Source organism: Lentilactobacillus parakefiri (genome assembly GCF_002157585.1).
Taxonomy (GTDB): Bacteria; Bacillota; Bacilli; order Lactobacillales; family Lactobacillaceae; genus Lentilactobacillus; species Lentilactobacillus parakefiri.
In genome coordinates this window covers 29,616-49,301 of record NZ_BDGB01000104.1, presented here as the reverse complement: position 1 = coordinate 49,301, position 19,686 = coordinate 29,616, and the positions used below count along the sequence as shown (strand labels likewise).

Here is a 19,686-nt window from a genome sequence, read left to right as displayed (position 1 = left end):
GTGCAGGTTGCGAAGCGCAATGAGTTGCATCGATTCGAAGTCATGCCCCAACGTTGGGTAGTCGAACGATCTTTTAGTTGGCTAGAGAATTGTCGGCGACTTTGGAAAAATTGTGAGCGTCAATTAACCACCAGTCTGCAAATGGTCGTTTTAGCGTTTTTAGCACTATTACTTAAGAGATTTTAGACAGCTTCTAAGAAACTTCGTGAATCAGTCAGCATCCCAACAAAGTTAGGCAGCAAGCTTTGTTTAGCCATAATTGTCAGCTGCCGCTTCATACCGTCAAAGGTATCGTTGAACCACCAGGCAGCACCTAATTGAAGCTTTTGGACACCGTCTTGTTGGAAGTCACCCATACCCGTTGCTAATTGCATCCAGTCATTTGGATTCAATGAATAGATGATCATCTTTGGAATCTGATCTTGTTCTTGAGCATCCATGAGTAATTTCATGAATTCTTGAGCCAAGTCAGGCTGAGTTCCCATTGAGTCAAAGCCACCGTCAGTACCGAAATCCTTGAGCATTGGTTTGTTGGCATTTCGGATGACGTTCATGTGGAACTGCATGGTCCAGTTAAATTCTTTATTCAAGTGCATCAAGGCTTCAACCAACATCGTCTGATACTGGTCAATTTCAGTCTTGGTCAACTTCTGATTGTTGCGCGCCTTGTCGATGATCTCGTTCATTTCATCATCTGATGCTTTAACAAAGTGGAAGAAGTTCAAACCGTGATCAGAAAGGCGGCCGCCCAGGCTTTCAAAGTACTCAAAGCGCTGACGGAGGGCGCCAACCAGACTCTTAAATGACGTAATCTTCTTACCTGAAACTTTTGCCAATTGATCAAGATAGTCGCCATAACTGTCAGCAGTCAAGTTGAATGCCTTGTCTGGCCGCATTGCTGGTAATACCTTGAAACCATTCTCAGCTTCGTCTTCCTTAAGCAACTTGTGATACTTCAAATCAGAAGCCGGGTCATCGGTTGTGCAGACAACCTGAACGTTGGAACGCTTAATCAGGTTGCGTGGCTTAAAGTCATCCGTTGCCAAGAGCTGATTGGCCTTTTCCCAAATGGCGGATGCGGTCTTGGTATTAAAAACATCGTTAATGCCAAAGAATCGGCGAAGTTCCAAGTGAGTCCACTCAAACAGTGGGTTGCCAAGGGCTTTTTCGATGGTTCCCGCCCAAGCGAGAAACTTTTGGTAATCGTCACCGTCACCAGTAATCAAGTTTTCGGGAACCCCGTTGGCACGCATCAAGCGCCATTTGTAATGGTCACCAAAACTACCTTCATTAATCCAAATTCTAGAAATATTTTGATAATTCTTGTTTTCATAGATTTCTTTGGGATCCAAATGACAATGGAAATCAATGATCGGCATTTTTTCAGCGTGATCATGGAACAATTTCTTTGCCATCGGGGTTGTTAATAAGAAATCGTCATCGAGTAATGACATATTTTAAGCTCCTTAGTCAATTTTTTTAGCGTATTTTGTAAGTGTGGCTTCAAGTGTCTTCCGAACCGCGCCAACACCCGTAATCTGTGAGGCAAAGTAATCTTCAACAACTTCTCCCAAACCAATTTCGTACAAGTCATGGCCAAAGATCTTCTTGTTGGACAAGATATCTTTCAAATGGGCGTGAACATCCGTCTTTTCACCAAGCTTAATGTCAGAAACCTGAGGCTGCAGTTCTGATAACATTGGGTCACGGCTTGGTTCAAACGGCTTGCCCTGATCATCAATTGCCATCAGATAACGGCACCAAGTGGCCAGAACAAGTGGGATGAAGTGTAAATCTTTCGGATCACGTTTGGGGTCATCAATGTAATGCTGAATGGTCACACCGTATCGAACCGATAACTTCTGTGATGTATCTGAAGCGATTCGCTGTGGCATATCAGGAATGTATGGATTAGGCAGGCGCTTGTTCACCAATTGATCGATGAACGTCTTTGGATTAATCACCTTAGGATCCTTCACGACAGGCAAGCCTTCAACGTAACCAATTTGTTTGATTAAGTTGAACATGTCCGGATCGCTGACTTCTTTGGCAATTGAATTGAAGCCAAGCAGACTGCCATTAACTGCCAACGCAGTATGCAGTGGATTCAGGCAAGTCGTTACCTTCATTTCGTCGGCATCATTAACGGTGTCGCGATCAGTTAAGGTAACCCCGCTGGCTTTATCCAATGCGGTCGGCCATTTGGAAAGTCATCTTCAATCACCAGGTAATGAACTTCTTCAGTATTGGTGAAAGCGGCAATGTTGGTGTGTCCCGGGGTATGGAAAATCTGGTAATCATCAAATCCGTCTGCCTTGAGCTTATCTGATACAGCATCCGATGGATTAGGCGTGATGCGATCAATCATCGAAAGTGGGAAGCTGACTTTGTGATCATCCTTTAAATAGTCAACAAAGTCTGCCGGAACAGTCCCATTCTTCTCCCAACCTTCAGCAATTGTCAGAACACTCTTTTGCAGTTTTTCACCGTTTTGAGAAAAGTTGTCAGTGCTTAACAATGCCATTGGGTATTTACCTGCCTTAAAACGGGCAAACATCAGGGCTGTCAATGAAGCCATATTATTTTTAGGTGCCTCGGGACCATTCTTAATATCATCTTGAATAGCGGGCAGTAAGTTTCCTTGACTGTCCCAAAGGTTGTAGCCTTTTTCAGTAATTGAGAAGGTTGCAAGCTGCAAGGCAGGATTTTCAAAAGTCTTGAACCGTCGACTCCAGCCCTCTGGATTGCTTTGGTCAAAAAACAATGCGTCGGCAACTGAGGCAAATAATTCTTTTTCGAAATTCCCATCTTCATGGGTAACAACCCTTAAGATCCGATCGTTGAATTTTTTTAAGCGTCGTTAACGACATCCTTATCGTGGGTTTCAGCAACCACAATTCCAGAATCGAGATCGCCTGATTCAAGCAGCCGATCAGCGATTGCTGCATGGAAAGCCCGGAAGAGATTACCACCACCAAAATGAACCCATTTGGTCGCACCTGTTTTTTGATTAATATCGTAGGTTGGAACTTTAATCCCTGCGTCAGTAAATGCTTGTTTATTATTCAGGTAATCGTCAGTAATTTTTACCATTAATGAAGCCTCCTGTATTCCGTTGCGTGAGCTAAACGTAAAGCGAACAACTGATTCAAATGATAACTAATACACCAGTCTGTTGAATGCGCTTTCGGTTTTATTATATTCTGATATATCAGATTGCCAATACCCCAGTTTTTTCAACGATCTTCGTTAACTTTTTCACCAAACTATGCTAATATTATGGTATCTAAAGGAGACTTATTATGTTGGATAATATGCGCAGCGACGCTTACAATGAAATAAAATATCGAATCATCCACTTTGACTACATTCCAGGACAGAAGATTTCCGAAAAGCTGATTTCCCAAGAACTTAACCTTGGTCGGACCCCTGTCCGGGAAGCCATTATCCGAATCGAACGTGAAGGTTTGATCGAAGTAATACCTCAGAGCGGCACCTATATCACCAAAATTGATATGGCAGATGCCAAAAATGCCCGCTTCGTTCGTAGCTGCATCGAACCCAAGATCATGGTCGACGCCGCTGTCAATATTTCCGATGATGACGTGACGACGATTCAGAAAAACTTGGATGAGCAAAAACAAACTGCTTTAAAAAACGAACCCGATAATTTCTTTGACTTGGACCAGGAATTCCACCACGCCTTCTATAAAGTCGTGAACAAGGATACGGTATGGAACTGGCTGCAGATTAACAACACCCAACTCAACCGGTTCCGCCGCTTAAGATTGAAAGAAACCGAACTGGATTGGGACACGCTGACCAACCAGCACAATGCTATTTTTGATGCAGTCAAGAACAAAGATGTTGACGACTTGAGCTTTTTAGTTACTCAACATCTGCATTTAATGCTGCTGGAGAAGCAGAAGGTTGTCGATGCTTATCCGGATTATTTTAAAAATTAGAGTGGAAAATCAAGCGGTTAGTTTCCACGTTTCAGCAAAATAACATTCAAAACCACAAAGCACGACCCCAAAATTACCTGCCCAAAAGCCAAAAAGAATCAGACCATGATGAATGCATCTTGTTCATTAATGATCTGATTCTTTTTGACCAATTGAGTCTGAGCCATCGAAACATCACTCAAAACCAGAATAAACCTGTGAGTCCCATCACAACTCCTCACCGATCAAATCAGTGACAATCTTAGAAAAGATTTTCTCTGATTTTTTCGTCAATTTGTTTAACTCCCCCATGAATCCTATAATAAGAATATACATATATAAGGGGGAAACTATTATCACTAAATCTATTAAAAAATATCGAAAAACGCATTGGTGGCTGTTAATCAGAGCACTTTTGCTTTCGCCACTCATCGTTGGTTCTACCGGGGTTTATGGCATCTTTTGGTCAGGCTGGGCACTGCTACCAGCCTTTCTGCTCAACGCTATCTATTGGTATCGATATAACCGAAAAAATCAATTTTCTAATTACCGGGATCAAATCTGGGCTGTGTTAGTCGCTTTTATCTATTACTTTGGTTCACTCACCATCATTTTAGCGGCCGCTCACTATAGCTATTTAGATACCGCGATTTATTATCCAGCATTTATCTTTCCATATAATTTTTCGGCAGTCGCGGTTGCGGTTGGACTGTTCTATCATCATTTAGGCTGGATGTTCGTTGGGACGTTCTGGTCTGCGGTGCTTGGCATCCTTACATATCAGTGGCAAACGCATCACCTGCCAAAGTTGCACCGTATCCAAGTTGGCGGTTTCATTGTTATCTTTTTGGTTAGCCTGTTGCCGCTATACCAAAATTTTGCTAACAATTTAAAATACACGGATACATCTGGGACTAGTTCATTAAACTTAGCAAAGTATCAACCATTCAAAAACCGCAAGGCCCTTGCGACATTAAATCATCCAACAACGCTTCAAATACAATCGAAGTTTCCGCGCTTAAATGGTGCGACTGCCCTTTACCCCATGTATTCGGCTGTCGCGCAAACATTGTATACTGGCGTGTCGGCGAGACAAGGATCACAGCTGGTCAAAGTAGATTCAACACCTAAAGCGTTTAATAGCTTGTTGAAGAAGCAATCTGACGTCATTTTCATGGCCAAGCCTTCAGCTGCCCAATTTAGAGCAGCCAAACAACATCATGTTCATTTAAAGCTCACCAAAATTGGTTCTGAGGCATTCGTGTTCTTTGTCAATCAACATAATCCTGTCGATAATCTTTCACTCAAGCAAATTCAATCGATTTATCAACGTCAAACCATCTTCTGGTCAAGCGTAGGTGGCAAATTTGCCGCTATTCAGCCATTCCAAAGACCAGAAGGATCCGGTAGTCAGACTGCCATGGAACAGATGGTTATGGCTAATAAGCAAATGGCCAAGCCACTGCGCTACCAGGAATTCGATGTCATGGATGGTGTCATTGACGGGGTTGCCGGCTACAATAACCGAACTAACGCCATTGGCTATTCATTCAGATTCTTTGCGACCCAAATGATGCACAACAAGCAAGTGAAACTACTCAAAATTAATGGTGTTTCCCCAACGGCCGCTAATATCCGCAATGACAAGTATCCTTTGACTGCTCATTTCTACGCAATCACCGGTACCCATCCTTCCAAAAATTCAGAGCGACTTATCAACTGGTTGACAACTAATGATGGCCAGGCCTTGATCAACCGAACCGGTTATGTGGGGCTCAAGTGAGTGATAAAATATAGCCAATGAACAAAATGAGGGGGACAATCGCAATGACGCACAAATTCACACTAGCCGTTGTAGCTGCATCTTTGCTGACAGCATCGATCATTTCAATCCAGTCAGCACCCACAGCAAGTGCCAAAACCACAATCAGAACGAACAAAGCTTTTAAGAAAACTTCATTTTTAACCAATACCAGGAAGTCCGTGTACGTCTGGAATGCCCGTTACACCAAAAAGATTGCCAATCTTAAAAATTACCCGCATACCAATCTCTACGCCACTAAACGAGTGACAATCCGCACCAGTGACTACTATGGCAGTTACTACTACGTCCGAAGTGCCAATCACAAGATTAGCGGCTACGTCTGGCACGGCAGTCTGGTTCCCGGATCTTACATCAAAGGCGGCGGCTATCGCTACCCAACCAAGCATGTATTAATGTCAAGTACGCCGTACAATAAGAAGGACTGGTCCACTTCCGGAGACATTGGTCAAACCGGCCGGATATTTGGCGTCATGAATGCAACTTCAATGAAGCCATACCTCAAGGTGCCAACCACCAGTCAGCAAAAGCAAGTCATCAATTTCCTTAAAAAGAAGAATTCGAATGTCCCAAAGATGATTGAAAATCGGGTTACCAGGGGTGTCCGCATTTCAATGATGAAACTATATACCAGCGGCAAAGCTGTTGAATTACCGATGATTGAAACATATCCTTATCATTATTGGATGGACGTTAATTCATTCTATCCAGTTCTCCAACTCTCCAAGCTGCCAAATCGAGCAAAGCCGATCAAAACCTATAGCGATGCCAAGACAGTCACAACGGTCTTCGGCTCTCGAACCTACGACTTTGAAGATCCAACCGCCCAATCCACCTCGAACATGGAGGAAGGTCCTATCACCAAGGTATACGGCAACGGTTATGGTCCTAATCACGACCTGTCATTAGTTGATTGTCGGGATCGATTACGCTATGTGACGACCAAAAATATCATTAGCATTTCCAACAATCAGCCGACTTTGCGCGACGATATCTGGTATGTGGCACCCTCGTATCAATTTGTCAGTATTGGCGGCCATGAGCAGAAATTAAGGAATTTGATTGATACTTCACAATCGACTGATTATCGATATGTTACCCCCAATGGTTTCACCCAATACAAATACGAGAACAACAACTGGAATCCTAAATTTGGTCTCAGCTTCGATTTTCAAAAGAACGGTGACGTGAAAGTCACAATCCATCCATTGTCTGGCACTGTTGCTCATCCCAAAACCGATGGCAATCCGCAGACGATTGCCACACTCACGGGTGCGAATGCTGATGCTGAGATGATGACTTATTTGAATCGGTCAGCCAGTTGGTATGATCAGTATTTAGAATAGAATAATACTCAAAACAAGCGCCCAGAATTTGATCTGGACGCTTGTTTAAACACCGCTAAAAAGTCGTTTAGGACATCATCATGACACAAAATAATCTCAATAGACACGATAACCGCCAATATCAAGCTTTTCGGCATCAATTACATGTGTGTCAATCATTGCGTTATAAATTGCCCTACCAAAATAAACACTGGATTTCGGATCAAAGTGGAACTGGTCTAGCAGCGTTCCTTTCTGCATATCGATCACATGTACATTGGCATCCTCTTTGGCAATCTTTAACAGTCCGGCTTCTACCTTGGCGTCGTACTGTTCGGAATTGTGGCTGACGGTCCCACAGAAGATTGGCAGATCCGGCTTGTTGACAAACCCTCGGCAAGCTTTAAAAACAGCCTTTAAGTTCTCATAGTAATGATAAGCGGCTTCTTCTGAAAATGATGCCCGATCACCCTCGCCTTGATGCCAGAGCATTGCATCAACATCTAATCCTTGTTCCTGATTTTTCATGCAAGCGTCAAGAATTTGTTTGAATTGGAGCAGCAGCGAATTGCTCGGACTCTTCAGCCGATCGATTTCCGTGGTCCAATGATTGTACCCTTGGTGACCGCCCTCGCCTGTTACGGCAACTGATGTTCCACCTTCAGTACACTTCATGACGTATAAATCGTAATGAGCTAGTTGCGTTAAACAATAGTGTGTGACTAAATCAAACCCCCAGCGGTTATCTGACAAATCGCTGACTTTAATTGAGTCTTGGAATACGCCCGCTTCATGATTTGGCGTGTAGTTACTGCAGTAGTGGCAGTTAGTCAACGGTAGTGATAACGGCTTCGGCAGTTCCGCAATTGGAACTCGCCCATCAATATTTGATTGCCCAGCTGAAATAATTGTTAGTGGTTTTCGGTTCGTTTCCATTTCTTTCTCCCTTCCGATCGTTAGCCCGTTAACATCAATGAAACGGGTTATAATTTGTCAATTAGTCTTTCTCGTAACTTCTTTGCAAGGTCATCGTCAGATAAGGCCCGCACAGTTGTCCAAAGTGTCATCACTCGAGCTTCACCAGGTGCCTTGATAAAACGTCGTTCCCAGTCATCCTCATCGGCAGTATCGCCAAGGGTTCTTAAGTAATGACGCAGGAATCGTAACTTGATCGCCGTAAGTGGCATATCATCATAACCATCATTCTTATAGAAGTCGTACCATTTGGTTGACTTGTGATGGCTTTGAGCAACATTAATGTCGTCCATCGTATGATAGGCTTCATCGGCAAGCAGGAACGGCTTCAAATAATCGTCATCCTTCTTGGCTACCATTGATAATTCATAAGCTTGAATAACGAGATGAAGTGTCTTAAGGCCGTCTGCTTGATAGAGCGTAATCAAATATAGGTCCCCATAAAGGGTTTTAGCATCCTGCTCGTTCAAATTCAACATTAATTTTTTAAAATTTAACACTAATTCCGCCCAGTCGGGAAGCTTTGACGTGATCATCCCGTCAATCTTCTTGACGCCGTCAGCTAGTGAATCGTTACCAACGATCCAACCTGCGTCGGCCATTTTATTCTTGCCGCTTAACCAGGTTTTGATGATTCGTCTGATAATAAATGGTGAAAGCTCATCACCGGCAGTTTCATCGGCATGGGTTCCGTACTGGACAACTGACTTCCAGTAGTCCTCATACAAGGAAATAATTTCTTGTTGATGCTCGGAATAATAGTTATTGACGTAATCGTTCAGGATCTTGTCGTTAGTCCGAGCTTTATAGCCTTTAATCCAGGTTTTGGCGACTTCTCTGAGATAAAGGATATGTGGCTTGATGTTTCCAGTATTAACTAATTCAAGGGTATCCAGTCCCTTGCTTCTAGCCTTCATTAATTCAGATGACACAAATTCTGGGCTGTTAGAAAGTAATCCCAAGAAGTTTGAGGCTTGCAAATCGTGAAAGGCAACGTGGTAATATAGGCCACGCTTGCGATGGTGTGGATTTGGGATATCCAATAATGGCGAACGCGGATTATCCAGACCTTGTCTTCGGGATACCATCTTGCCATAACCACTATCAGCCCAGATTTCAATGAGGTCATCAGGGACATCAACCAACCCCTTTTTATAAAGGCCGGCTAATTCGCCATAAACGTTCAGCGCCATTGGAGCTCCGGGATCCAATTCTTTAATCATGTCATATTGTTCTTTGATAACGCCATTAACAACGTCGGCAATTGCCTGGTCATCCCATTTTCTGCTGGTATCATCTTCCCAAAACGGTTTGTCACCTTGGCCACGGAATCCCAGGCTGTAAATTGTTGGTGTGCCTTTTTGTTCGATGATCGCATCATGCCAAAATTTTCTAAACAAATCAGGATACTTTAAAAACGATGCTTCCAATTCTGGATATTCACGGGCAAACATCTTGGCACCAAGTGGTTCCGCGTGGTGCTGGGCAATCGTCAAGCCAAACTCTTTAGCCGGCACACGGTTAGTTTGTGACTGAACGTCAGTACCAGGAACAATCACATTACATCCGGCCCGTAAAGCCGTCTCGAAAACTCTTTGCCAAACGTATCGTTGAGAATCATGATCCTTCCAGCCACGAATAAGTAACTCATCATTCACGAACCAACCACGATATTCTGTCTGATAGTTCTGCAGGTGCATGTCAAAGTTGGTCCACTTAACGTTTTTTTCAACCGCTGATACTGTATTCATCCAGTACCAAAAATCATCAATCTTCAAAACATTCCTAGAAATCGCCAAGGCACCGTACATCACACCAAGTGAAGTCTTCGATGAAACCGTAACTTTGTCAGGCGCTGTTAGAGAGATTTGAAAATCATCGCCTTCAACCGGTGCTTTAGGATCAACGGTTAAATAGATCTCGTTATCGGTATCTTTTTCACTCGTCACTTTTTTGATATCACGTTGAAGGATTTCGCAGGCATACTTTAATACCGAATTTCGGAAATCCTGGGCAACAACTTGTGTTCCTTGTGAGATTGTAAATTCTTTATTAGACAATGTTTTCTTCCTTTCTTAGGTCAGTGATCAGTGTTTCCTTAATTGTCCTCAGTCATTACTAGGAACCCCTGCGACTATTTGGAAGACATCCGCCAATGACATATTCTGATCGGCAAACTTTTTGTTTAAAATTAACGTCCGAAAGTCCTCAATGGACATCCGTTCCTTTTCCTTGGAGGGCAGTGGGACACTTGCGTTACCCGTTGCTTGGTTCAGCCCCGTTATCAAAGTAATCACGATATTGTCATTCTTGTCCAGCTTGGCAACATAATGCTCGTAATACGATGGAATATCGTAAGAGCCTGTTAATTCGTCATGCTGCGTAAAATACTTAATAATGAAATTCCGAAATGTGTCTGGGGATTTTAGTGCATCCTTCCAGTCGTCATTTACTTCTGTCATTAATCCAGCTTCTTTCTATATTGACGTTATGTGACTTAGAAGGTTATCGAGTCGCTAATGAAACGAGACTTTGGGTAATGATTGGATCGTAGAACAGTCGGTAACCATCAGCGTTGGGATGAGTGCCCGTTCCGCCAACCGAATGATTGCCACCGTGAGCATCAACTTTATCATATGAATAATCATGCTGATATTGTGGTAGAAATCCGTTCAGGTTACCCTCGTTGTATAAGTCGGCAACCTTAATTGACCACTTGTGAACAATTTTAACCGAAACGTCGTGCATAATGTTTTGGACCCGCAAATCCCTAGCCGGAGTTTTGTGAGTTGCAACATATAGCAACTTTGCACCCTGATACTTTGTTTCTAACATTTTACAAATAGTCTCTAAAGCACCGCAGTATGTTCTGGGGTCTAATTGGTCTTGATATCCATAAGTGGCCTGTCCCATCACGGATGGATCATCAGTTACAGTTGCATAGGCGTCATTGGCAATTGAATCAAATACAACAAAGTCTGGGTGAGCCTCCGGTGCTTTCTTGATCTGGTCAATGATGTTGTTAGGATCAGTTATCCGAGAAGCGGCGCCATTGATGCAAAACTTTTTGTACGACATTTTGTTAGCTTTGCAAATATCTTCAACAAAACTTGTTTCGGCTAAATGCCCATTAACCACACTGGTACCAAACGCAAACAATAATTTTCCAGAAAGTACATTTTCTGTCAAGGTTATTTCCTCCATTGATGTTCTTCGAAGCAACACAAGACGACCACCCAAGGTACATGCCTTGCACTAGTCGCCTTGCAGCTTAACGATTATTCAGTTTATTCTTTGTGATCATCAGAATCAGGCACACCGGCAACTGTCTGGAAAACATCAGCCAATGACATGTTCTGATCAGCAAATTTCTTATGAAGAATCAGATTTCTGAAATCTTCAATACTCATTACTTCCTTTTGCTTAAAAGGCAGCGTAGAAGTCGCATTCCCGCGAACTTCATTAACACCAGTTACCAGCGTAATCACGATTCCATCATGACTATCTAGATGCACCGTGTAGTGTTCATAGTACGATGGAATGTCATAGGATCCAGTTAATTCCTTATGATCTTTAAAGTAACTAGTAATAAAGTCATTAAATGCTTCCGTTGACTTCAAAGCTTCTTTCCAATTGGAATTGTCTTTATCGGCCATATCGAGATCTCCTTTCAATTAAACATTACATTTTGGAGTTATTGTCAGGTAAATCATTCTTTTTCCAGAATTCAATTGAATCATACTTAACCCCGGTCAAATCTTCACAAACGGCCTTTGTATGCGGATCAACATCCTTCATGCTGCCGCCCTTTTGCAAGCGAACTAATTCAGCAGCAAGAATCTTGAAAGTTTTTTTGCTTAAATGGAATCGGCTGACAAAGAACATTGCCAAAATAATCATAATACCGACACCGCCGGAAACAATAAACGTAATCATATTAATGGCACTTTGTGGTTGGGTAACTGCTCCACTAGTTGATTGACGGAAGTGAGCGAAGTCTAACAGATACCCAGCAACAACCCCAGCAATTCCGACACTAATTTGATTAATGAATGTCATAACTGAAGCAAACAATCCAGCACGGTTCTTACCGGTAACCAACGTATCCAGATCAGGAATGAATGGGAATGCGTTCCATGGGGCAAAGTACAGAATGTACAAACCAATTTCGTAAAAGACCATCCCTACAATTAACCAGGCCATTTCACCTGCTGGACGAACGTAAGCGACGAATCCCCAATCAATTGCACTAATTAAGATTAATGAAAATCCAAACAGATCAAGGGCTCGATAGCTAAACTTAGTAATGGCAAATCCAGCAATAATCGTGACAGGAATCGATACAATACTCAGTGATTGTAAGAAGCCAGATGTAGCGGTTGTTTTACCAAGAACATAAACTATATAGTAAACAAACACAGTCGTAAATAGCTGAGCAGCAAAGTAAGAACTCAAGTAAATCCCCATGTGAAGGCGGAAAGTTTTAATTCTGAAGGTTGAGAAATAGTTCTTTAATTCAGATTTAAGGTTTGGCTTCTGCCCATTATTTTCAGCAAGTGCTTCGGCTTCAAGCTTCTTTGCTTCACTCTTGGTAACAAAGTGCTCCCAAGTTGAGTGATAAGTGATCAAAATCAAGAAGAATGTCACAACTGAGAAGATTGCTTGCATCAAAATATATGGTTCTGGAGAAGTCTTTGGGAAGTACTTAAACAAAAATGCAGGAACAAACTGTGTCAGCATGTTGCCTAATCCGGCAATAACCATTCGACTGGTTGACATTTTGGTCCGCTCGTTGAAATTCTTAGTCATTTCATTGGGTAAAGTTTCCCAAGGAATTTGTAAGGTTGACATTAAAACAGTCACAATCAGATAAGAAATGAGATAATACCAGAAATTCATTCCGGCAACCCACATTGTGATCGCAATTAATACTGATGGTGCGGCGATCAAAATGAATAGGTGTCGGCGGCCAAACATCCGACCAATCTTATATTTGTAAACATTATCAGAAATGTTTCCCATAACCAGTGATACAATTGCATCTGCAACCCGGCCAATCAGGAAAATGGTTGCACCTTGTCCAGCAGTCAATCCACAAAATGTTGTGTAAAAAGAATATCAGCCAGGCAGCAACTAATCCCTGCATCGAAATACTAAAGAACGAAAAAGCGCCAAATCCAATTGAGCGAAAAATTCCAATTTTACCACGACTCTTATAAATCCGTTTGTTGGCATATTCATCCCAACCGTCGTGGACGACTTGTTTTTGATTATCCATCATGTAACCTCCTATAATTACATAAAATTGTGTATCCGTTTACAATCCGTTGTAAAAAAATTCAGCTAGATATCTGCATACCCACCTACCGAATGCTTCGCGCTGAAGTGTCCAATGATCCGTAGAGCCTAGGATTCTAAGATCGAAATAATAATTGCTAAAACTGGCCACATCAATCGCTCACCATTTGAACTTTTATTACAACTAAAATTGTAAACGCTTTATAAGACACATTCTTTGCATATTTTGACATAAATATTGCAAAAACAAAGGTGATATATCAGAGCTGATTAATATTGCTAAAATCATAAAGCCGTGGCTTAGATAAGATATCTTATCAGCTCACCAACGATTCGATGGGCTAATTTTTCATACCCGATGGGACTATAGTGGGTACCGTCTGGCATGTAGCGCTCACTATTAGCCAAAAATGGTGATATACCGCTTACGTTGAATAAATCAATCACTGGGATACTGAAATGATGACATATTTCAATCATTGCGGCGGTATACTCACTCTGAGTGTTACCAGCTTGATTCTTTTCAAAGGAGTTTGGATATGGCTCTGTAGAATGTGCAAATGATGTCTTCGTCGCAGTCATAAATATTAGGGTGGCAGTCGGATAACGATTATTTAATCCATTGATGATCACGTTGAGAGCCCCAAGAAAAGTATGTGGATCCGATTCTTGAATGCTTCCAAGCGGAACATTATTCACGAAATCGTTAACGCCACCAAACACAACAATGTAATCCGCTTTATCGTCCATGTCTGAGTATCGCTCAACAAAGCTATCATCACGCTCCTGGCACTGAGCAATGCGGGAACCTTTCTTCCCATAATTATTTACTGTCTTGAATGGAATCAGATCCTGTAAATGTGCGGTCCATGAAATCGTATTCCCGCCGCCTCCTGTACTGTCATCACCCCAAGTTGTTGAGTCCCCAAAGCAATTGATAGTCTTACCTTCAAAATAGTTGTGGTCTAACAATGTTGCATCTCCTCTTTTATTAACCACTGATAACTAGCATATTACATTTACTTATCAGCAAAAGTCCTGTACAATGGCAATTGTAAACGCTTAATAACGCATATTCTTTGCTTAATTTGACAAAAAGATTGCAAAAAGGCAGGTAACATATATGATCATAGATTTACCCTTAGATGGAACTCTCCCAACAGATGTTGTCTGTTCACACAACCGGAGCCGTCATCACGACAGCCCCTTTCATCAGCACACTGACCATATTGAACTAATCCTGTTCATTTCAGGTGATGTCACGTTCTATACCCCCCACAAAGCATTTCCCATAAAGCCAGGTTATCTGATTGCAATTCCAAATGGTGTCTGGCACCGCGTGGTAACAAAAAATGCAGATCCTTATGAACGAATTTTTCTGAACATCAAAGTCAGTTTGATTAATGAACTATCAACTCCAAACACTAATTTGCTTGATTGTTTTAAAACTAATAAATCTGAAGACGTGAATATTCTTAATCCAACTCAGGACTTTATTGACGATTATATTGGTTTTTGTGACCAGCTTATTCCGACATTGGACAAGAATGAGTATGGTGATGACGTCAAAACAAGAATCCTGCTGTCCCAAATTTTGCTACTTGCAAATAAAGTTCGACCTATTAAAAATCAGCCCAAAAATGTGATGCCACCATTTTTGGAAGAAGTAACATCTTTTATAGACGAGAACTTAGCTAACAATCTAAGCTTGGCTGCATTTGCCGATCAATTTTTTATGAACCCAAATTACCTCGACCGCACATTTAAAAAGTACACTGGCTTGTCAATTCACCGATATGTCGTTGAAAAACGCATTGAACTTGCAAAACAACTTTTGCGCAGCGGTAAGAGTGTAACGCTGGTGTGTGAAAAGTCCGGATTCAGACATTACAGCAACTTTATTCGAACATTCAACACTATTGTCGGGATTTCGCCCGGAAAGTATAAAAAGAAGTATCGAAAATAAACTCGAATTCTCTATTCTGAAAACGTCTGCCAACAACACATCGAAACATTTGGCTTCCTGCAAATACTCCTCTTGTGATCTCCGCTTAACCAAATAACGGGTAGCAATGTGCACAACCCGCACATTACTACCCGTTATTCTTGTTTTACTACTACCTAGTGGAAACGTGCGCCTGCAGCCCAACCCCTAACGTATAAGAAGAAAAGGCCAACGATGAACAAGTTGATCATTGACCTTCTCTCCTTATACACTAGTATTTTCAATATTACCTAGCAGAAACACGTTCCGATGACCCTGAGCCTTAACACGTAAGTAGAGAGTGGGTATTAATGAACAAAATACGTCCATCAATACCCACTCTCTACTTACGCACCAGGCCTGTGGTACTACTATTATCTAGCGGAAACGTGCTATTCAAGCCAGCTTTCTCCGCTTAACGGAATAACGGGTAGTAACGTGCACAACCCGCACATTACTACCCGTTATTCCGTTAATGCTCAAAAGCTAACCGGCTTGAAGAGCACTCTTACTTTTTCATATCCATCGCATGGCCACCGAATCCGTGACGCAATGCTGATACGACTTTACCTGTGAATGTATCTTGTTCCATTGAACGGTTACGTGCGAACAATGAATCGGTGATAACTGGAACTGGGATGCCTTGCTTGAGGGCTTCTTGAACAGTCCACTTACCTTCACCTGATGAGAACATCTTACCTGAAATTTGGTCCAGGTTAGCATCGTTGGCAAATGCTTCTTGTGCCAATTCCATGAGCCAGCCACGGATAACTGATCCGTTAACCCAAACTTTAGCAACGGCTTCGTTGTCGTAGTCATATGGGCTGTGGTCCAAGACGTCGTAGCCTTCACCGATGGCTTCCATCATCCCGTATTCGATACCGTTATGAACCATCTTCAAGTAGTGACCTGAACCTGGCTTACCAGTGTAAAGGTAACCATCCTTTTGTGAAATTCCTTCGAATAATGGCTTGATGTGTTCAAATGCTTCAGCACTGGTACCGCCAATCATGAAGTTACCACCATTAAGGGCACCGTTCTTACCACCTGAAGTACCACAATCGAAGAAGTTAATGTCTTTGTCTTCAGCAATCTTACCATGGCGAATTGAGTCTTGATAGAATGAGTTACCACCATCGATCAGGTAATCACCCTTTGAAAGAAGGCCAACTAATTCAGTAACAGTTGAGTCAGTGGGCTTGCCTGCTGGAACCATGATCCAAACAGTGCGGGGTGCGTCCAACTTGCTGACAAGATCAGCGTTGCTTGAAGCAGGCGTTGCACCAGCTTCTTGAGCCAACTTGATGTTTGCTTCGTCCAAATCAAATGCAACAACTTCGTTACCGTTACGGATCATGTTCTTAACCAGGTTAAGGCCCATTTTTCCGAGACCAATCATACCAATTTGCATAAGTATTGTACCTCTTTCGTCTTATATATTAGTTAGTTACTTGTCTACGAACTTATTATATATTTTGAAAAGAATTTTCGCAAGCATTATTGATAATTATTTTCAAAAAAGTCGAATCTCGTTTAAAAATATGATGAAAGCCCTTTCCGTGTACTGATATACTGGGCTTTAACATGAAAACATTTTTAAACAGACGCATTCACCGATAGGCACCCAATTGAAAATATTTTACATATGCAGTTTGAATCGTCGCCACAGCGCGGTCACTACAAGTCCCAACAGACCAGTAATGGTGATTATTATTCCAGCTAATAGTCCCCTAATATGATAGTTAAAAGCAACTTGATGTTCTCCCGGGGTCAATCGAACACCGACTAATCCGCCAGCAACCTTCTTGATTGCCTGAGGTTGGCCGTCAACCTTTGCCTGCCACCCCTGATCATACGGAATAGTCAACACGAGGGTTTGAGCTCGACGACCGACCTTCAGGTGTCCTTTGAAATGAGCGCCATGTTCGTTAAGTTGGCTTGGACGCTGCAACTTAAACTTATGCTTGTCCTGATAATCTTCGACCCGTCTGAGTTTAGCAAGATCAATCCCACCAAGATCATCGGCAACGTGATGCAGTTCCTTTTGAGAATAAATCGTCAATGTTAACACTTGGCCTTTCTGCATATTCCCCAGCGGAATCATTTCAGTCCCCAGCCCACTGTACAATTTAGAAAGCTTCTGGCCATTAATGTAAAATGCAATATTGATTAACCTCACCTTGGGAATGTACAAATAGTGAGGACCAGTGGTATTGGCACAAAACTTCACTTTATACTCAAAAAAGTCACGATGAACGAATCTGGCACTGCTAATTGGCGTCGGAGCGAACACGTATTGGCGCTGATTACCGGCAGTTGCCTGAACAAAATAGTTTAAGTTATCAAAAGCGTGGTTTTGTTTCAATTTAAGATGTTCAATCTGTCGATTTGCCATGAAGCCCAGACCAGACGTCCGCTTTCGAATCGTCAAATGATTGCCGTAATCCCCCAAAACGTCGTAATACTTTAGACCAAAGAAATAGTCGGTAATTGCCGTTCCTCCAAGCATGTCAATTCGCCGGATATTTCGGGTCGAAAACCCCAGATCACCCAAAACGTGATGAGTGTGGGCATTTAAGGTCGAACTATAGGAACTGATCCCATGGTTGCGATATAAAAACGAGTCATTATAACCGCTATAGGGAACCTTAAATAAATCACGGAATGGTTTATCAATAATCAAGAATCGATAGAACCCGTCATTTGATTGATACCGCTTCTCTACGCTTCCAATTAACTGAGCCGATTTGGCGTAGGTTCGTTCAAAGTTTCTTTGGTTGCCAAGGGGGGCACCCTCAGTCGCAATCATAAAATTCAGACCTAGTTCAAATGCCAAGATAATCCCCAAAAAGATCCGGCTAATCGGGCGCTGCTTACCGACACCAATCAAAGTAATGGTTGTCAGAAAAATGAATCCAACCACAAAGCCAAAAATAATATTACGGACGGACAGTTGGGGAATATCAAAGCGAAATTCCATCAATTTTCGTCCTTCAAGGTTAGCAAGGACATAACCAATCAAAATGGCAATGCCCAGACCAACGGCGGAGCGAATTAACAGTCTCTCGTCACTAAAAGTGCCCTGCAGGTAGCCCTCATAAGTCACCATAATAATCGCAAAGCTAAATAGGAAAACCATTCTAAACGGGAAACCTGCAGGTTGCTGCATCATGTGCCAAATGGTGTTCAACGGCAGAAACCACATTCCAACAAAAATTCCGCCAATCAAAATGCCCGAAGCCTGCTTATCCCTTTGACTGACCATTTTTGAGAAAAAGTACACAATCACGCCAATGATAAACAGCGAGCCGGTAAAGAAGCTCGGATTATGAACCAGGCGCCCAGCAAAATCATTGCCGCCAACCCCCAGATTAACTGGAAAACTGAGGCCGAACGTCCCTTTAAACAAGAAGTTAGCAGCTGACAAATCTTTCTTGCCGGTTGCCATCATCGAAATGGCCGTCGGAATCAGAAGCACGGCAACACTCATCCCCGCCAAAAGTGAATACCAAATAAACCAGCGGATCTGCTTTCGCCTTACCTTCAAGCTTTGAAAAAACGGCAGTGGATAAGGCTGATTCTTTTTAAGCAAATACGCCATGTAAAGAATGTTGAAGATGCAAATGATGTAGCCCATGTAGAAGTTGGTGAAAATAATAATCATCAAACTAATCACATAAAGCCCTGATTTCCCATGGTAATAGCCCTTTTCGAGTCCATAGACCATCACCGGCAGCCAAATGAGGGCGTCGAGCCACATCAAATCATAAAAGTACATTGCGACAAAACCACATAGGCCGTATGCCAGGCCGCCATAGACCGCCATTAAGTCATAATTGTGATACTTTTTGCCCAGGAAAACACTCATAGAAATGGAACATAAAATCAGCTTGATCCAAATAATCAAGTCAATCGCAATGGGCAGTTGGGCATTGTTGAAAAACAGAATAATCAAATTCAGTGGACTCAACAAATAGTAAGCATAGATCGGCACCAAGCTGTCCCCAATCGACATGAGAAAGGAATACCCGGAGAAGCTCAAATGGGTCAATTGTCGTTTTAATTCGGCAAAGAACTGCAGATATTGCGTCGATAAGTCACTCACCAGCAGGTTATGGCTGCCAAACGGTGCAATTCCGATCACCACGAATAAGGCACTGACCAATAAAACTGGGATCAGCACCGCCAAAATATAAAAGGATCGTTTGTTATGACGATCAGGTTGCGACAACATATTCATCCACCTCAAATTTGACTTCCGATGCGCCGGAAAATCGATTTGACACTTAAATCTATCTTTAATTATAACTTCTGAAGTTCTTAAATCACTCATTAGAA

The 19,686-nt window shown here is 42.2% G+C and carries 15 protein-coding genes and 1 pseudogene; 5 read left to right on the top strand and 11 right to left on the bottom strand.

The genetic code is table 11. The features are described from left to right. On the top strand, positions 1–186 hold a 186-nt coding region (locus LPKJCM_RS10675; RefSeq protein ID WP_165758603.1), incomplete at its 5' end, for a transposase. On the opposite strand, the gene uxaC is transcribed toward LPKJCM_RS10675, so the two are convergent. Together uxaC and LPKJCM_RS10665 are read right to left on the bottom strand one after the other, a co-directional pair. Next, positions 183–1,454 carry a glucuronate isomerase gene (gene uxaC, locus LPKJCM_RS10670; protein ID WP_225364186.1) on the bottom strand — a complete coding sequence of 424 codons (1,272 nt, stop codon included), beginning with the start codon at positions 1,452–1,454 and terminating at the stop codon, positions 183–185. The genes LPKJCM_RS10675 and uxaC overlap by 4 nt on opposite strands. A 12-nt stretch (positions 1,455–1,466) precedes the next feature. Next, positions 1,467–3,093 (bottom strand): annotated as a pseudogene (locus LPKJCM_RS10665) (mannitol dehydrogenase family protein). A gap of 209 nt (positions 3,094–3,302) precedes the next feature. On the opposite strand from LPKJCM_RS10665, the gene LPKJCM_RS10660 reads away from it, so the two are divergent. The 3 genes from LPKJCM_RS10660 to LPKJCM_RS10650 all read left to right on the top strand — a co-directional run bounded on the left by LPKJCM_RS10660 (position 3,303) and on the right by LPKJCM_RS10650 (position 7,112). After that, the gene (locus LPKJCM_RS10660; RefSeq protein WP_057963264.1) at positions 3,303–3,965 is read left to right on the top strand and encodes a GntR family transcriptional regulator; all 663 of its coding nucleotides are present in this window, start codon (positions 3,303–3,305) and stop codon (positions 3,963–3,965) included. A gap of 394 nt (positions 3,966–4,359) precedes the next feature. After that, on the top strand, positions 4,360–5,727 hold the full coding sequence (locus tag LPKJCM_RS10655) for a PstS family phosphate ABC transporter substrate-binding protein (RefSeq protein ID WP_225364185.1): 1,368 nt from the start codon (positions 4,360–4,362) through the stop codon (positions 5,725–5,727). Between the two features lie 44 nt (positions 5,728–5,771). Beyond that, positions 5,772–7,112 carry a hypothetical protein gene (locus LPKJCM_RS10650; RefSeq protein WP_057963265.1) on the top strand — a complete coding sequence of 447 codons (1,341 nt, stop codon included), beginning with the start codon at positions 5,772–5,774 and terminating at the stop codon, positions 7,110–7,112. A gap of 96 nt (positions 7,113–7,208) precedes the next feature. Here LPKJCM_RS10650 and LPKJCM_RS10645 read toward each other — a convergent pair whose 3' ends face one another. The 7 genes from LPKJCM_RS10645 to LPKJCM_RS10615 form a co-directional block, all read right to left on the bottom strand. Beyond that, positions 7,209–8,027: a sialate O-acetylesterase gene (locus LPKJCM_RS10645; protein ID WP_057963266.1), complete on the bottom strand. Its 819-nt coding sequence runs from the start codon at positions 8,025–8,027 to the stop codon at positions 7,209–7,211. A 47-nt stretch (positions 8,028–8,074) separates the two neighbouring features. Continuing rightward, on the bottom strand, positions 8,075–10,126 hold the full coding sequence (locus LPKJCM_RS10640; RefSeq protein ID WP_057963267.1) for a glycosyl hydrolase 115 family protein: 2,052 nt from the start codon (positions 10,124–10,126) through the stop codon (positions 8,075–8,077). 48 nt (positions 10,127–10,174) lie between these two features. After that, positions 10,175–10,528 (bottom strand): hypothetical protein, encoded by a 354-nt coding sequence (locus LPKJCM_RS10635; RefSeq protein WP_057963268.1) that lies wholly within the window; start codon positions 10,526–10,528, stop codon positions 10,175–10,177. Between the two features lie 43 nt (positions 10,529–10,571). Further along, positions 10,572–11,255, bottom strand: a complete 684-nt coding sequence (locus tag LPKJCM_RS10630) for an SGNH/GDSL hydrolase family protein (RefSeq protein WP_225364184.1) — start codon at positions 11,253–11,255, stop codon at positions 10,572–10,574. Between the two features lie 98 nt (positions 11,256–11,353). Then, entirely contained in the window at positions 11,354–11,722 is a 369-nt protein-coding gene (locus LPKJCM_RS10625; protein ID WP_057963269.1) for a hypothetical protein, read from the bottom strand. Positions 11,723–11,747: 25 nt separating this feature from the next. Beyond that, positions 11,748–13,157 carry an MFS transporter gene (locus tag LPKJCM_RS10620; RefSeq protein ID WP_225364183.1) on the bottom strand — a complete coding sequence of 470 codons (1,410 nt, stop codon included), beginning with the start codon at positions 13,155–13,157 and terminating at the stop codon, positions 11,748–11,750. A gap of 507 nt (positions 13,158–13,664) precedes the next feature. Next, entirely contained in the window at positions 13,665–14,336 is a 672-nt protein-coding gene (locus LPKJCM_RS10615; protein WP_057963270.1) for an SGNH/GDSL hydrolase family protein, read from the bottom strand. Between the two features lie 151 nt (positions 14,337–14,487). On the opposite strand from LPKJCM_RS10615, the gene LPKJCM_RS10610 reads away from it, so the two are divergent. Continuing rightward, positions 14,488–15,330 (top strand): AraC family transcriptional regulator, encoded by an 843-nt coding sequence (locus tag LPKJCM_RS10610; RefSeq protein ID WP_057963271.1) that lies wholly within the window; start codon positions 14,488–14,490, stop codon positions 15,328–15,330. A gap of 526 nt (positions 15,331–15,856) precedes the next feature. Here the strand turns inward: LPKJCM_RS10610 and gnd are convergent. Both gnd and LPKJCM_RS10600 read right to left on the bottom strand, forming a co-directional pair. Beyond that, positions 15,857–16,759 carry a phosphogluconate dehydrogenase (NAD(+)-dependent, decarboxylating) gene (gene gnd / locus LPKJCM_RS10605; RefSeq protein WP_057963272.1) on the bottom strand — a complete coding sequence of 301 codons (903 nt, stop codon included), beginning with the start codon at positions 16,757–16,759 and terminating at the stop codon, positions 15,857–15,859. 228 nt (positions 16,760–16,987) lie between these two features. Beyond that, on the bottom strand, positions 16,988–19,582 hold the full coding sequence (locus LPKJCM_RS10600) for a YfhO family protein (RefSeq protein WP_057963273.1): 2,595 nt from the start codon (positions 19,580–19,582) through the stop codon (positions 16,988–16,990). Positions 19,583–19,686 lie beyond the last annotated feature (104 nt).